This window comes from Leisingera sp. SA215 (genome assembly GCF_055902035.1).
This window is the reverse complement of the sequence record NZ_JBVVXU010000053.1, coordinates 1-15,430: the sequence shown is the minus strand read 5'-3', so window position 1 is coordinate 15,430 and position 15,430 is coordinate 1. Positions and strand designations below refer to the sequence as shown.

General features: G+C 63.5%; 11 protein-coding genes and 1 pseudogene. 10 read left to right on the top strand and 2 right to left on the bottom strand.

Features of this window, described 5'->3' with window-relative positions:
* The 3 genes and pseudogenes from AC0KW6_RS22160 to AC0KW6_RS22150 form a co-directional block, all read left to right on the top strand.
* A partial coding sequence (locus AC0KW6_RS22160) for an ATP-dependent DNA helicase (protein WP_474036140.1) occupies positions 1 to 1,455 on the top strand: 1,455 nt, incomplete at its 5' end.
* Entirely contained in the window at positions 1,452 to 1,727 is a 276-nt protein-coding gene (locus AC0KW6_RS22155; RefSeq protein ID WP_474036139.1) for a hypothetical protein, read from the top strand. The genes AC0KW6_RS22160 and AC0KW6_RS22155, both read left to right, overlap by 4 nt.
* A pseudogene (locus tag AC0KW6_RS22150) lies at positions 1,724 to 2,433 on the top strand (IS6 family transposase). The gene AC0KW6_RS22155 and the pseudogene AC0KW6_RS22150 overlap by 4 nt, the downstream one beginning before the upstream one ends.
* A gap of 144 nt (positions 2,434 to 2,577) precedes the next feature.
* Here the strand turns inward: AC0KW6_RS22150 and AC0KW6_RS22145 are convergent.
* The gene (locus AC0KW6_RS22145) at positions 2,578 to 3,246 is read right to left on the bottom strand and encodes a TetR family transcriptional regulator (RefSeq protein WP_474036138.1); all 669 of its coding nucleotides are present in this window, start codon (positions 3,244 to 3,246) and stop codon (positions 2,578 to 2,580) included.
* A gap of 164 nt (positions 3,247 to 3,410) precedes the next feature.
* Between AC0KW6_RS22145 and AC0KW6_RS22140 the strand changes: the two genes are divergently transcribed.
* From AC0KW6_RS22140 to AC0KW6_RS22110, 7 genes are all read left to right on the top strand, one after another.
* Entirely contained in the window at positions 3,411 to 5,510 is a 2,100-nt protein-coding gene (locus AC0KW6_RS22140; RefSeq protein ID WP_474036137.1) for a hydantoinase/oxoprolinase family protein, read from the top strand.
* Positions 5,507 to 7,105: a hydantoinase B/oxoprolinase family protein gene (locus tag AC0KW6_RS22135; RefSeq protein WP_474036136.1), complete on the top strand. Its 1,599-nt coding sequence runs from the start codon at positions 5,507 to 5,509 to the stop codon at positions 7,103 to 7,105. The genes AC0KW6_RS22140 and AC0KW6_RS22135 overlap by 4 nt, the downstream gene beginning before the upstream one ends.
* 74 nt (positions 7,106 to 7,179) lie before the next feature.
* Positions 7,180 to 8,190: a TRAP transporter substrate-binding protein gene (locus tag AC0KW6_RS22130; RefSeq protein ID WP_474036135.1), complete on the top strand. Its 1,011-nt coding sequence runs from the start codon at positions 7,180 to 7,182 to the stop codon at positions 8,188 to 8,190.
* A gap of 13 nt (positions 8,191 to 8,203) precedes the next feature.
* Positions 8,204 to 8,755 (top strand): TRAP transporter small permease, encoded by a 552-nt coding sequence (locus AC0KW6_RS22125; protein WP_474036134.1) that lies wholly within the window; start codon positions 8,204 to 8,206, stop codon positions 8,753 to 8,755.
* Positions 8,749 to 10,041 carry a TRAP transporter large permease gene (locus AC0KW6_RS22120; RefSeq protein ID WP_474036133.1) on the top strand — a complete coding sequence of 431 codons (1,293 nt, stop codon included), beginning with the start codon at positions 8,749 to 8,751 and terminating at the stop codon, positions 10,039 to 10,041. Before AC0KW6_RS22125 ends, AC0KW6_RS22120 begins: the two co-directional genes overlap by 7 nt.
* Positions 10,042 to 10,045: 4 nt before the next feature.
* Entirely contained in the window at positions 10,046 to 12,151 is a 2,106-nt protein-coding gene (locus tag AC0KW6_RS22115; protein ID WP_474036132.1) for a hydantoinase/oxoprolinase family protein, read from the top strand.
* Positions 12,148 to 13,815, top strand: a complete 1,668-nt coding sequence (locus AC0KW6_RS22110; RefSeq protein WP_474036131.1) for a hydantoinase B/oxoprolinase family protein — start codon at positions 12,148 to 12,150, stop codon at positions 13,813 to 13,815. The genes AC0KW6_RS22115 and AC0KW6_RS22110 overlap by 4 nt, the downstream gene beginning before the upstream one ends.
* Before the next feature lie 390 nt (positions 13,816 to 14,205).
* Here the strand turns inward: AC0KW6_RS22110 and AC0KW6_RS22105 are convergent, their stop codons facing one another.
* Entirely contained in the window at positions 14,206 to 15,363 is a 1,158-nt protein-coding gene (locus AC0KW6_RS22105; RefSeq protein WP_474035269.1) for an IS110 family RNA-guided transposase, read from the bottom strand.
* Between the last annotated feature and the right edge of the window lie 67 nt (positions 15,364 to 15,430).

Genomic DNA, 15,430 nt, shown 5'->3' with positions numbered 1-15,430 from the left:
CCAAGCCACCAGGCCGTTCAGGAACTTGCCAGCGTCCTCGGCGGTGCGGAAACCCTTGCCAAGGTCACTACCGCTGAGCGGCATCATCCGCAGGACGTGGACAACAGCAGGACCATTCTTGTGGTCGATGAAGCCTCGATGGTGTCCGCACAGGACATGCGCAGCTTCATGGATTACGCGGAGCGCACCGGCGCACCGCGCGTCGTCTTCGTAGGCGACACGCAGCAGCTCGATGCCGTTGCCGCCGGTCAGCCCTTCGCCCAGATGCAGAAAGCCGGGATGCGAACAGCGGTCATGGATGAGATCCGCCGCCAGCGGGATGACGGTCTGAAGGCAGCCGTCTATCACTCGATCCGGGGGGAAATCACGGCAGCTTTCAACCGCATGGAAGACAATGTTCTGAAGGTTGATGATCCCCGGCAGGAGGCCGCAGAAAGGTTCCTTGCTCTCACCCCGGCGGAGCGGCAGGGATCCCGGATCCTCGCCCTCACCAACGCCGCCCGTGCAGAGATCAACGAGGCGGTGCGCGACGGCCTCCGGCAGGAAGGCCGCATCGCCGCCGATGAGGTCAAGGTGAACGGTCTGCTGAACCGCCAGCTCACCGAGGCAATGCTTGCCGACGCCCGCAGCTACGCCCCTGGCGATGTCGTCATGTCAGTGGCGACAAGCAAAGAATACGGTCTCAAAAAGAACGGCCTCTATGTGGTTCGGGAAGCTGATCACAGGGGCAACAAACTGACCGTTGAGCATGAGGAAACCGGGGTCTGGACCACCCTGCCCCTCGCTGCGAAGTTCAATCAGCGGGAGCTTGGAAAGGCGCTGGTGGCCTATGAGCGCGAGGCCCGCGGCATGGCGGAAGGCGACCAGGTGCGGTTCCGGATCACAGACCCGGAAAGCGGCATCAAGAACGGTCTGCGGGCGGAAATAAAATCAATCTCCGGCTGCGTCATTGAAGCCGAGACACCGGACGGCTCCCGCGTCACCGTGCCCGGCAACAGCCTCGCCGCCCGCGGGCTGGAGCATGACTATGCCGCCACCGCGCATGCGGTGCAGGGCGAGTCAGTGGACCGGGTGATCGTGGCCATGCGCTCCACCGAACGGTTGGCGACCCAGAAGAGTTTCTACGTTGAAATCAGCCGGGCACGGGATGAGGCGATGCTGCTGACTGAAGATCCGGACCGGCTGTCCAAGACCATTGAGAATGAAACCGGGATCCGCCAGACCGCCCTCGATGCCTGGCTGGACGGCCGCCTTGCTGGCGCCCGCGCCCGCCAGCCGGAGGAGGAAAAGGCCCGCGAGAAACCACAGGAGAAGCCTGAGGCGGCGAAAGAAAAGGAAGCCAAGGAGAAAGAGCCGGACACCCCTGCCCTGCCTGGCCTCTTCGATGAGAAACTTAAAGAAATTGAAAAGCAGGCGGAATTCATTCTGCAGCGAGACAAGGACATTGAACGATGAGCGAGACACCTCAGAACGTCCGTATCGTGCTCGGCCCTGTGGCCCAGCAGTTGATCGACGGCGCAGGAGAGAACCGCCCCAAGGCATTGGATGATGCGATTTCTGCCCTTCTGGATGGGCAGAAAAACGGGCAGGCAGCAGCCCCGGAACAGGCCCCGCTGAACACCCGTTTGGCGTCCCTGGAGGCTGCGATGGAACGCCAGACCGAAGTGCTCCGGAACGGCACTGCCAAGTTGATCGCACTCCGCTTCTCGGATAGCGAGGCAGCATGACGATACCCACCTCGATGCCACGCCTGAAGGGCTTTCGTTTCCCCCGCGAAATCATCTCCCATTCCGTCTGGGCCTACCATCGGTTTGGGCTGAGCACGGCCGATGTCGAGGACTTGCTCGCCGAGCGCGGTGTCGTCGTCAGCCGCGAGGCCGTCCGTCTCTGGGTGAACCGGTTCGGTCCCCAGTTCGCGGCTTGTATCCGGCGTGATCGACCCCGGCCAGCCGACAAATGGCATATGGACGAGGTCGTCGTCCGATCAACGGCGTGAAACACTGGCTGTGGCGGGCCATTGATGCCAACGGAGACGTTCTCGACATTCTCATTCAGCCCCGCCGCAACGCCAAAGCCGCAAAGCGATTTTTCGCCCGTTTGGTCGCCGCCTATGGCAACCCGCGTGTCGTGATCACCGATAATCTCCGCAGTTATACCAAGCCGATCCAGGCCATCGCGCCTGGCGCTGACCATCGAGCACACAAGCGCCTCAACAATCGGATCGAAGGGTCACATCGGCCAACGCGGAAACGGGAAAAGATCATGGGCCGGTTCAAGTCACCGCGCCAGGCGCAACGGTTTCTCGCCGCCCACGATCAGGTCAGCACGATCTTCCGACCCCGCCGCTATCGCCTTTCCGCTCTTTCCTACCGCCACGCCAGAGCTGACGCATTCGACCTGTGGAACGGATATGCAGCCGAAATATCGGCCTAAATGCGCGGTCTCACCCATATCACAATCCACGTCAGATAACTTGGCAATGCCTTGCAGGCCGTTACACCTATGGGTGTGACAGGGCAGACCGGTGCACGGGTCTCCGGTCAAATCGGGCCGGAGAAAACCCGTCTGGCAAGGCCGTCACGTCCTGTCGCCCTGTCTCCGGACGACCCAGCATCGCACGGTATCGCGGATCAGGTGTTCGCGGTAGTGCAAGTGCTCTGGATTGCCAAAATCCACATCGAAGGTGATTCCAAAGGTGTACCGGGTGGCCACAGAGAACCAGCATTGCGATGCCACAACCGCGTAGAGATCGACCGGATCGATGTCAGGCCGAAAAAGGCCGGCATCCACGCCTTTGTCAATGATGGTGCGATAGGCATCGACAAGGCTTGAGGCCAGAAGGTCTTCTGGGCCGATCATCTTGACGTGTTCGCCGCGTTTGAGGTTTTCGATTCCAACGAGAACCAGGAAGTCGGGGTGCTCGACGTAGTAATGCAGGGTGAACGAGACGATTTGGTCGAGCGCCTCGAGCGGATCGGTCGGCAGGTCGAGACTGGCCTCGGCGGTGCGCATCCGCGTGTAGGCGCGGCGTAGAACTTGTCGGTAGAGGGTCTCGCGATCGGTAAAATGGCGGTAGACAAGCGCCTTGTTGACGCCGGCGGCGCGGGCAATGGCTTCCATCCGGGCCCCGTCCAGACCGTTCTCCACGAATTGTACCTGCGCGGCCTCGAGAATGCGTTCTCGCGTGGCTTCGCTGCGCCGTTCGTTCTGCGTTGGTTTTCGTCCCTCGGCCCGCGACTGATCCATCTCGCCTCTCATACCTTTGCGTCAAAATTAAGCAGCTGCATCGCCCGCTGGCTCTTCTTCTCTCCCGGTTTCCAGTCTTACAGGCAATTGGTCAAAAAAGTCAGTTGACAGACGCGCATTCTTTATGGCTCATAACCGTAACGTTATCGTTACAGGATATCACCATGTGCGCCAACAGGAATTTTCGGGTCGCCTCGGATGTCGGGGGAACCTTCACCGACAGCATTGCCTATGATGCCGAGACGCGACGCATCACCGTGTCGAAGGTTTCGACGACCCCGGAAAACCGGGCGCAGGGAACGGCAGAAGGGCTGCGGGCGGCATTGGGCTTGCAGGGCGCGACCGGGGCGGAGGTGGCCTATGTCGGCCATGGGATGACAACCGCCACCAACGCGGTGATCCAGCGCAACGGCGCCAAGACCGCCTTTCTGACCAACGCGGGCTTTCGCGATCTTCTGGAAATCGGGCGTCAGAACAGGCCCTCGCTGTTCGACATTTCTGTCGTCCGTCCGGAACAGCTTGTGCCGCGTGAGCTGTGCTTTACCGCCCGAGGGCGCCTCGACCACGCCGGGTGCGAGCTCCAGCCGTTGAACGAGGCCGATGTGCGCCGCGCGGCGCGGCAGATGGCTGCCGCCAGTGTTCAGTCGGTGGGCGTGCTTTTTCTGCATTCCTACGCGAACCCGTGTCACGAACGCCGGGCCTGCGAGATCCTGCGACAGGAACTTCCCGAGGCTGCGATCTGTGCGTCGACCAATCTCAATTCGGAGTTCCGCGAGTACGAGCGGGCGAGCACAACCGTGCTGAACGCCTATCTGCGACCGGTCATGGAGCGCTATTTGCAATCGCTCTCGGGCATTCTGCGGGATGCTGACGCGGGCCTCGGCCTAGGAGAGGACCGCCCGGTCATGGTGATGGATGCCGCCGGCGGCCTGATGCAGCTCGACAGCGCGCGGGAGAAGCCGGTTCATACGGTGCTGTCCGGACCGGCCGGGGGCGTCGTGGCCGCGGCCTATGTCGCCGAAGCGGCCAGCATTCGCGACATCATCACCATGGATATTGGCGGGACCTCCACCGACATCAGCCTGATCCGCGATGGCCGGCCCGAAATCACCCGAAGCGCGGCGCTCGCGACGGTCCCGATCCAGCTTCCGGTGATCGACATCAATGCCATTGGCGCCGGCGGCGGATCCATCTCCTGGATCGATGAGGGCGGCGCGCTGCGGGTCGGGCCGATGAGCGCCGAAGCGGTGCCCGGTCCGGTGGCCTATGGCCGGGGCGGAGATCGCGCCACGGTGACCGATGCCAATATCGTGCTCGGCCGCTTCGATGGTGGATCGCGGCTTGGCGGCACGATGGAACTTGACGCCGCTGCCGCAGCGCGGGTCATCGAACGCGACATCGCCAAGCCGCTGGGCCTAGGGCTCGAAGAGGCGGCTGCGGGCATCCTTCGGGTGGCGCATGCCAATATGGTGCGCGGTATCCGCGTGGTCTCGGTCGAACGCGGCTATGATCCGCGCGATTTCGCGCTCGTGCCGTTTGGCGGTGCCGGGCCGATGCATGGCAGCCCGGTCGCCCGCGAGTTGCAGATGCCCAGCGTTCTGGTGCCGCCAACCCCGGGCATCCTCTGCGCCATGGGCCAACTGATTTCCGACCTGCGGCACGATTTCGTCGAGACCCATATTGCCGCATTCGATGATCTGGGAGCCGCCGGCGCCAAGGCGCTGATTGATCGCCTGATCGCACGCGCTGACGCCTGTCTGATCGAAGACGGGGTGCCGGACGACCGGCGGGATTTTGAGATCAAGACCGACCTGCGCTATGTCGGCCAGAGCTTTGCGCTGCCGATCGCGGCGGACCCGGCACAGGCGGACTGGTGGGAGAGATTGTCCGAAGCCTTCCACGCGGCACATCTTGCGCGGTTCGGGCATTCTGCGCCGTCGGCGCCGCTGGAGGTGGTCGCGGTCAACGTGACCGGCATCGGCCGGATCGACAAACCCGAACTGCCGGGGGTCGCGCCTGGCAGCACCACCCCCGAAGACGGCGCGCGGCGTGGCACCCGGGATATCTATTTCGAGCCCGGCGACTGCGCCGCGACCGGGGCATGGCAGCGGGCGACGATCTGGGCGCGAGAGGCCCTGCGCGCCGGCAATGTCATTCGAGGACCGGCGGCGATCGAAGAGGTGTCGTCGACCACAATCCTCTATCCGGGCGATCAGGCAACGGTTCTGGCCTCGGGCAGCATCATCGTGGAGGTGGCAAGATGAGCACATTCGATCCGATCCGCATGGAAGTCCTGCGCAATGCGCTCGAGGCCACGGCGCAGGAGATGGGGGCGGTGCTCAAGCACACCGCCTTTTCACCGAACATCAAGGAACGGATGGATGCCTCCTGCGCGGTGTTCACCGCCGATGCCGAACTGGTGGCGCAGGCCGAACACGTGCCAGTGCATCTCGGTTCGATGCTGCGCGCGGTGCGGCCCACGCTCGAGGTGACCGGAGAGCTCGCCGAGGGCGATGTGGTGATCGTCAATGACCCCTATGTGGCCGGCGCCCATTTGCCCGACATCACCCTGATCGCGCCGGTGTTCATTGGCCCCGACCGGGTGGCCTATGTCGCCGCACGGGCGCATCATTCCGATGTCGGCGGCATGGAGCCAGGGTCCATGCCCGGCAGTTCCACCGAGATTTTTCAGGAAGGCCTGATCATCCCGCCGGTAAAGCTCTATCGTGCCGGCGTGCTGCAGGACGACATCCTGACGATGGTCCTGAGCAACGTCCGGACGCCCAACGAGCGACGCGGCGACCTCAATGCCCAGCTGGCGGCGCTTCGGATTGGCGCGCGGCGGATCGGCGACTTGGCGGATCGATTCGGCGCCGATGTTCTTAGAGACGGGTTGTCGGCGATCCTCGACTATACCGAGCGCCGGATGCGGGCGCGCATGGCGGAACTGCCCAAGGGTGTCTGGCGCACGGAGGATTGCCTCGACAACGACGGCGCCTCGGATGAGCCGGTCTGGATCCGGTTGAAGATCGAGGTCGAGGCAGATCGCATCTGTTTCGATTTTACCGGCACCTCGCCGCAGGTTAGCGGCAACGTCAATGCGGTGGCGCCGATGTGCTGGTCGGCAGTGTTTTATTCGCTGAAGCTGCTGACCGACGCCAGCCTGCCGCCGAACGCCGGTGTGCTGCGCCCGGTGCGCGTGATCATCCCTGAGGGCAGTTTCCTCGATGCGCAGCGTCCGGCGGCCGTCTGTGCCGGTAATACCGAAACGACACAACGTCTCGCGGACACCGTGCTCAGGGGGTTCGCCCAGATCGCCCCGGACCGGATTGCCGCGGCCTCGAACGGCACCATGAACCTGATCGGCATCGGCGGTGTCGATCCACGCAACGGCCAACCCTACACCTATATCGAGACCTCGGGCGGCGGGCAGGGCGGGCGGCCCATGGGACCCGGCATGTCCGGTGTGCACGCCAATATGTCGAACACGCTCAACACGCCGATCGAGGCGCTCGAGATCAGCTACCCGCTGCGCTGCCTGCGCTACGAGCTGCGGGACGGATCGGGGGGCCTCGGTGAAAATCCCGGCGGCGAGGGGCTGGTGCGCACCATCGAGATCGTCGGCCACGAGGCCCGGGTATCCCTGCAGACCGACCGGCGCCGTTTCGCGCCCTACGGGCTGCATGGCGGGACCGACGGCCTGCCGGGGCGCAATTCCACCAGCGGGCCGGACGGCACCGTGACCGAGCGGCCTTCCAAAGGCTCGATGAGCCTGCGGGACGGCGAGACAGTGACCATCGAAACCCCCGGCGGCGGCGGCTGGGGCGCATCGCCGCAGGCCAGACCGGCCGTCGGCTGACGCATCCGAAATCAACCGAAGAGACGGGTCGAACCGTCCGGACCTCAACCCACATACCAAAGGAACCAACAGGAATGAGCTGGACCACTTCCCTGCGGCAGCTGAGCCGCGCGCTTCTCGCAGCGACCACTGCACTCACCCTCACCGCCGGCCTCGCCGCAGCAGAGACATGGCGCTTTGCGACCAAGATGCCCGCCGACAGCCCGGAAGGCCTCGTATTTCAACGCTTTTCCGATCTGGTCGGCGAATACAGCGGTGGCGATCTCACGGTGCAGGTGTTCCCGTCTGAACAGCTCGGCAAGGAGGATTCCATCCTCGAGCAGCTCGAGCTTGGTACGGTCAATCTCTACGCCGAGGATGCATTCTTCCTGCAGAAATGGGTGCCCGACATCAAATGGGTGGCGCCGCATTTCCTGTTCCAGTCGCGCGAGGACTGGGTCGCGTTCACCAAGAGCGATCTGGTGCAGGGCTGGTTCGAACAGGCGGAAGAGGTTGCCGGTGTCCGCGCCCTCGGCGAGCCGATGGCCGTGGTCCGTGGCCCGTATCGCGTGCTGATCTCCGACACGCCGATCGAGAGCCATGAGGACATCGCTGGTGTGAAACTGCGGATGTATCCCGACGATCTGGCGATTTCCGTCTGGAAGCATCTCGGCGCCGATCTGCAGATGCTCGCCTGGACCGAGACCTATCAGGCGCTGCAAACCGGCGTCGCCGAGGCCGTCACCAGCCCCGCCGCGCTGGTCGAGGCGATGAAATTCTATGAACAGGCGACCTATATCACGCGCACCAACGAATACTGGCAGGGGTTGCCGTTCATGATGAACGCCTCTGCCTTCGATTCCCTGCCGGAAAAGGATCAGGCGGCGCTGCTCAAAGCGCATCAGGAAGCCGGGGCCTATTCCGAGAACCTGATGGCAGACAATTCCGCAGCCATGCGCGGCAGGCTCGAAGCAGAGGGCGTGATCTTCACCGACATGCCGCTTGAACCGCTCTTCGACCAGATGGCCGAGTGGTACAAGGCGCTCGATGCCGAGGGCGCCTTGCCCGAAGGCCTGATCGACGCGGCGCTGGCCAGCGCCCAGTAGGATCGGCCAATTGATGAACGCTTCAGTTTCAACCCGTCGCGGCCCGCACTGGTTTCGCTTGGCGGATAGGTTCCTCGACTGCGTAGCGGTGGTTTTCCAGCGCGTCGCCGAGGGGTTTCTCGCGGTGATGCTGGTGATGAACATTGCCAATATCATCCTGCGGAACACCGGGCAGGCCAGCCTGCTGTGGGTCTCGCCATGGACGCAGGTTCTGATGGTCTGGTCGGTCTTCCTGGCGTTTTACGTCATGTACCGGCGACATCTCGACATCGTCCTGATGATCGTCGTCGGGCGGTTCGGGAGCATCGGGTTGAAACTGTCGCGTATTCTCACGGCTCTCGCAGGGCTTGTGGTGGTCGGCGTCCTGCTGGCCGAAGCCCCGCAGATCATCGCGCGGCAGCGCGGTACGATGGATTTGATCGGGTTGACCCGCTACTGGCTGTCGCTGCCGCTACTGGCCTCCGCCGCCATGCTCTACCTGCATTTTCTCGCCGATCTCGTCGCGCTTCTGGCCGGCTGGGCGAGCGATGCTGCGCCGGACGACAAGGAGGCCCTGCAATGGTAGCCCTGACCATCTTCGGATTGTTCTTTCTCCTGATGCTCGCTGGCGTGCCGGTGGTGGTGGCGCTGGCGGCGGGGACCTTGGCGGGGTTCTGGCAGATCGGGCTCGCCGAAAACCTGCGGCTGCTCTACACTTTCCCACTCAATATTCTCGAAGGCGTCAACACCCCGGCGCTGACGGCGGTGCCGTTTTTCATTCTCGCCGGCCATCTGATGACGGCCATCGGGCTGACCGAGCGGATTTTCTCCTTGGCGAACGGCTTTGTCGGGCATCTGCGCGCCGGTCTCGCGCAGGTGAACGTGGTCTGTTCCCTGCTGTTCGGCGGGGTGACCGGCTCGGCCATCGCGGATGTGGCCGGGATCGGCAATCTGGTGATCTCGCAGATGGAAAAACATGGCTATCCGCGGGCCTTCGCCGCCGCACTCACCTGTGCCAGCTCGGTCATCGGTCCGACCATGTGGCCGTCGGTGCCCTTGCTGATCTACGCCTTCGGCGCACAGGTCTCCGTCGAGCGGATGTTCCTTGCCGGAATCGGGCCGGGGGTCGTTCTGGTGGGGACCCTGATGGCCTATAACCGCTATGTCGCGCATCGGTTCGATGTGCCGCTGGCGGCGCGTCCGAGCCGCCCGGCGCTGCTGGCTGAACTTTCCCGGTCCGGCTGGGCGCTGCTGGCGCCGGTGATTATCATCGGCTCGGTCACCACGGGCATCGCCACGCCGGTCGAGGCCGGGGTCATTGCCTGTACCTATACGCTGATCCTAGGTCTCGCCTATCGGTCCTTGGAGGTCTCGCGGCTTCGGGCGGCGATGGGCGAGACGATCATCCTGTTCGGCTCGATTCTGATGATTATCGGTGTCAGCCACGCCATGGGCTTTGTCCTGACCTATGACCGGGTGCCGCAACGCATCGCCGAAGCGGTCCTCGGTGTGACGGAGAACAAATACGTTTTCCTATTCCTGGTGATCCTGTTCTTCCTCGCGCTCGGCATGATCCTCGAGAACATCCCGGCGATGATCATCCTGATCCCGATCATGATGCCGCTGGTGGACCATTTCGGCATCGATCGCGCCCATTTCGGTCTGATCATGGTCTACGGCCTGCTCATTGGCATCGTCACGCCGCCGATGGGGGTCGCGCTCTTCATCGTCACGCGGATTGCGAACATTTCTTTCGAGCGGGTTTGCTGGGCGGCCATGCCCTTTCTCGTTCCGCTGATCCTCGTGCTCTTCGTCATCACCTATTTCCCGGAGGTCGTTCTTTTCCTCCCGGACCTCCTCTTGGGGACGTAAAACCATGACTGACAAACTTCGTATCGCTGCCGATATCGGCGGCACCTTCACCGATGTCGCGCTGATCCGCGCTGACAGCACGATTGCCACCCGCAAGGTGTCTTCCACCCCCGAGGATTACGCGCTTGGCGTGGTGCAGGGCATTCTGGAACTGGTCGAGGTCGAGGGGCTTGCCCCGCAGGAGATCGGCGAGGTGATGCACGCCTGCACGGTGGCCACCAACGCCATTCTCGAAGGCAAGGGCGCGCGCACCGCGCTGATCACCACCGAGGGGTTCCGCGACGTTCTGGAAATGCGCCGGGTGCGGGTACCCCGTCTCTACGATCCGCTCTATGAGAAGCCGCCGGCGCTCAGCCCACGCAAATGGCGGTTCGAAGTGACTGAGCGCGTTGATTTCAAAGGCGAGGTGCTGACCCCGCTGGACGAGGCAAGTCTGGCTGCAGTGGTCGAGCAGATCAGGGCGGCGGAGGTCGAGGCGGTGGCGGTCTGCCTGCTGCATTCCTATGCCAACCCCGACCACGAGCGCCGGATCGGAGAGATCCTGAAAGCGCAGCTGCCGGGTGTCTTCGTCTCGCTTTCGGTCGATGTGTTGCCGGAGCTCCGGGAATACGAACGCACCTCCACGACGGTGATCAATTCCTTTGTCGGCCCGCCGGTCAAAACCTATCTGGACTCGCTGCGCGACCGGCTGGCGCAGGCGGACCTGCCGTCGCGGTTCTTCATGATGCATTCCGCCGGCGGGATCGTCGACAGCCGCAGCGTGGTCGCGAAGCCGGCGCAGATCGTCGAATGCGGTCCGGCCGCCGGGGTCATCGGTGCCCGTGCAGTGATGCGCGAGACCGGGTTCACGGATGCCATCGCCTTTGACATGGGCGGGACAACGGCCAAGGCATCGCTGATCGAGGGCGGCCAGCTGATGCGTGCCGACGACTACGAGGTCGGCGGTGGCATCTCCCTGTCCTCGAAGCTGGCCAAAGGCGGCGGCTACGCGCTAAAACTGCCGGTGATCGATATCTCGGAGGTTGGCGCGGGCGGCGGTTCGATCGTCTGGCGGGACCGAGCCGGGGCCTTGAAGGTCGGTCCGCACAGTGCCGGCGCGCGTCCGGGACCCGCCTGTTACGATGCCGGCGGCAGCGAGCCCACGGTCACCGATGCCAACATGGTGCTTGGGTTTCTCAACCCGGAGGCTCTGGCCGGCGGCGCCGTGCCGGTCAATCCCGAGCTGAGCCGCGAGGCGCTGCGCCGCGTCGTGGCCGAGCCCCTGGGGATCGACCTCGACCGCGCGGCCCATGGCGTGCACGAGTTGGTTTCGACGGTGATGACCCGCGCGGTCAAATCGGTCACCACGTTCCGCGGGCGCGATCCCCGCGATTTCGCCATGATCGCCTTTGGCGGCAATGGCGGGATCCATTCGGTCTCCCTGGCGCGCGCGCTCGGGGTCTCTACGGTCATCGTGCCGCCCGGGGCCGGCGTGTTGTCGGCGCTTGGCCTGCTCTACGCCGACATCGAGACATCGGCGTCGATGACGCTGTTGCAGCAGATCGGCACGGTCGACCCCGCCGTGGTTGACCTCGCACTCGCCGGCCTCTCCGAACAGGTGGCGCAGGAACTGTCCCGGCCGCTGGAGGCGGTCGATGTGATCTACGAAGCGGATTTCCGCTATCGCGGACAGGCTTTCGAGCTGACATTGCCGTTCCCGCAGGGCCGGAACCTGACCGAAGAGGCGGCGCGCGACGCCCGCGCAGCCTTCGACGCCGCGCATGAACGATCCTACGGCTACCGTCTCGAGAACACGCCGATCGAGATCGTCAGCCTGAGGGTCACCGCCCGTGTGCCCAAGGGGGCGGGCCGGCTTCCGGCCTATCGCAACAAGCCGCCAGCCCCCGAACAACGGCGCAGCGTCTATTTCGGCGCGGAGTGGGGGCGGCAGGACGCGGCTGTCGTCGACCGGGCGTCCCTGATCGCGGGAGAACGCGCGGGGCCGATGATCATCGAGGAATACGAGGGCACCACCATCGTGCCGCCAGACTGCACCGCCCGCATCGACATCAAGGGCAATATCATCGTCACGCTGCCCGTCGCAGCCAGCGCCCTGGAGGCCGCAGAATGAGCAAGATCGACCCGATCCGCCTTGAGGTGATGAAGAACGCCTTCGACGCCATTGCCGACGAAATGGCGCTGATGCTGATGCGGGCGGCCTATTCGCCGATCGTGCGGGACAGCATGGATTATTCAACGGCGATCTGCGACGCGCGGGGACAGACGCTGGCGCAGGGTGTGACGACCCCGATGCATCTGGGCAGTTTCTACGACGCCATGCAGCACCTGCGGGAGCGCTACGATGGCGACATCCATCCCGGCGACGTCTTCATCGGCAATGATCCCTACGCCGCCTCCGGCCAGCACCTGCCGGATATCTATATCGTCGAGCCGATCTTTTACCGCGACCGCCTGGTGGCCTGGACCACCACGCTGGCGCATCATGCTGACGTGGGGGGCATCGTGCCGGGCTCGAATGCCTTGGGCGCGGTCGAGATCTACCAGGAAGGGTTGCGGCTGCCGTTCCTGAAACTCTACGATCGCGGCGAGATCAACAGCTCGATCTGGGAGATCCTCTCGCTTAACGTGCGCGTGCCGGAGATGGTGCAGGGCGACCTTCGAGCGCAGATGGCGGCCTGCACGGCGGGGCGCAAATCCTTTGGCGAGCTGGTGGACCGATACGGGATCGACGAGGTTCTGGCCTGCGCCGACGCCCTGCATGACTACGCCGAACGGCTGGGACGAGCCGAGATCCGCGAAATGCAGAACGGCACCTATCATTTCACCGATCATATCGACGGTCTGGGCGAGACGCCCGAGCCGATCATCATCCAGATCGCCCTGACCATCCATGATGACCGGATCTCGGTGGATTTCGAGGGGTCCTCACCGCAGGTCAAGGGTGGCGTGAACACGCCGCTGCCCTTTACGAAGGCCTCGGTCTACACCGCGCTGCGCTCGGTCATGCTGTCGGATATTCCGAACTGCCACGGCTTCGAACGTGTGGTCTCGGTGACCGCGCCCAAGGGCACGGTGGTAAATTCCGTACACCCCGCGCCCTGCGGTGCCCGCGGCATTACCGGCTACCGCGTGATCGACGGCATGTTCGGCGCTCTGGCGCAGGTTCTGCCCGATCGCGTGACCGCCGATGGCATGGGGGGATCGACCGTGCCGACCTTTGCAGGCAGCCACGAAGGCCAGGCGTTTGTCTTTACCGAAACCGTAATGGGAACCTGGGGCGCCAGCTCCGCGCATGACGGGCAGGTCGGCGTACCGCACATGGGCGCCAATCAGGCGAACGTGCCGATCGAGATGATCGAGGCGTCCTACCCGCTGCGGATCCGCCGCTACGGGCTGGTGCCCGATACGGGTGGCGCGGGACGCTATCGCGGAGGCAACGCCTTTGTCCGGGAGTATGAATACATTGGCGAGACCGAGGGGCTTTTGTCCCTGCGCTCGGACAAGCGGGATTTCCGACCACATGGGCTGAACGGCGGTGGGGAGGGAAGCGGGCCGGTCAGCGTGCTGACCCAGTCTGGCAGGGAGGTTGAACTGCCGGTGCTCGTGACCGAACCCTTCACCTTGAAGAAGGGCGATGTGTTCTGCCACATTTCGCCATCGGGCGGCGGCTACGGTCTGCCCTCGGAGCGGCCCGCGCAGGAGGTGAAAGCCGACGTGGAGGCCGGGCTGATTTTCGCGGAAACAGCAATGCGGGTCTACGGGATGCCGGACTAACCGCACGACGGTCCAGCAGTCCGGAAACGGTGCTGTTCACAAGGTATTGCCATTTGTGGACAGCCCCGTTTTTGCAAGAGTTTTCTGCACGATTAAGATCTTTTAGCTAGCGCTCATTTGTCCGGCCTCACATGATGATGTCTCCGTCAATGGTATTATTTCTTCATCGGCGCTCGAGGTGAGCTCTCTTTCGGCAGACCCTTGTCTGCAAACCTCACATCCGGCGGGACCAGCATCCCAACCACTGTCCCGCATTCGGGACCGGAGAACTCCAAAAGAACGGCACCACTCTGTGAAAACGGCATCTATTGTGCCACGCCGGACAACGGCGACGTTCCCTCGGTCACCAAGCCGCCATGCCGTCGCAAAGCAGCCTGATCTCATTAGCTGTCAGGCGGCGGGTCCCAAGGTCGCTCCGTGTGGGACCACTCCATCAGTGGCGAACCGCCAAAGGGCAATCAGCAGCTTTCGGGCAAGCGCAACGATCATCACCTTACGCACACGCCGGCCGGTCTGGCCTGTTCGCTCCCGGAACCAGGTAACCTGCGCGGCACCGGGCTGGTAGCGTAGCCAGAGCCACGCCAGTTCGACCATCGTCGTTCTAAGCCGCCTGTTTCCGGCTTTCCCGATCCCTTGCTCACGCTCTACTCCACCGCTGTTGTAGGGCGTCGCCGTAAGACCAGCATACGATCCCAACGCCTTGCCATTGGCGAAGTGGCGCACGAAAGCCTCGCGAACCAGCACGGTGGCGCTCTGCACCCCGATACCGCGTAACCGGCAAAGCTGCTGGATCATTTTTCCGGCCTCATCCGCAGCGGGTTCCTTAACCACGGCATCACGCTCCCGTTCCAGCTGAGCGATCTGGGTGAGCACGAGCTCGAGCCTGCTCAATAGCCGGTCAATCTTTGCAAATGCGTTCGGCGGCAGCGGCTCACCGAGCCCGGTGCGCAAATCCATCAATCGATGCCGGCGACTCTGGAGGAGCGGATTGTAACCCTCGACGCCTAATGTCGCCAGTACGGCGCCGATCCGGTTGGTCAGGCTGATCCGCTCGGAGATCAACTCCGTTCGCTCGCGGATGCATCGCCGTGCATCCTCGTCGGCTTCGTCCGGGATTGGCACCATGGAACAGACCCGCGGTTCTCCGCAAAGCCACGCCATCAGAGTGCGGAGAAGCAACTCGGCATCTATACCATCGGATTTGGCGCGGCGCATGCGGCGATCAACTGGAACACTCGAAGGCTGGACAACGTGGACCTCCACGCCCTTCGCGATCAACCATCGCGCCAGCCAGAATCCGGACCATCCAGCTTCATAAATCGCGATCACACGATCGACTCGAGAGCCAGCGGCGGCGGCACGGGTCCGATACCCATCGATTGCCGTTTCAAGGGCCAGCTTATCAGGTGCGATCATAGTTCTGGTCTTAGATTGCGGCAGACCAGGCACTTGTGCCGCCAGGACCCAAGACTTGCTGCTCAACTCGATCGCAAGGACAAGCGTGCGGTCGTATTGAACAGATTTCGGCGTATTGAGTGAGTACGACATGACCAGTTCTCCTATCATTGGCATGGCGCAGCCTATCCGCTCTGCGCCACTAATCATGGGATCTGTT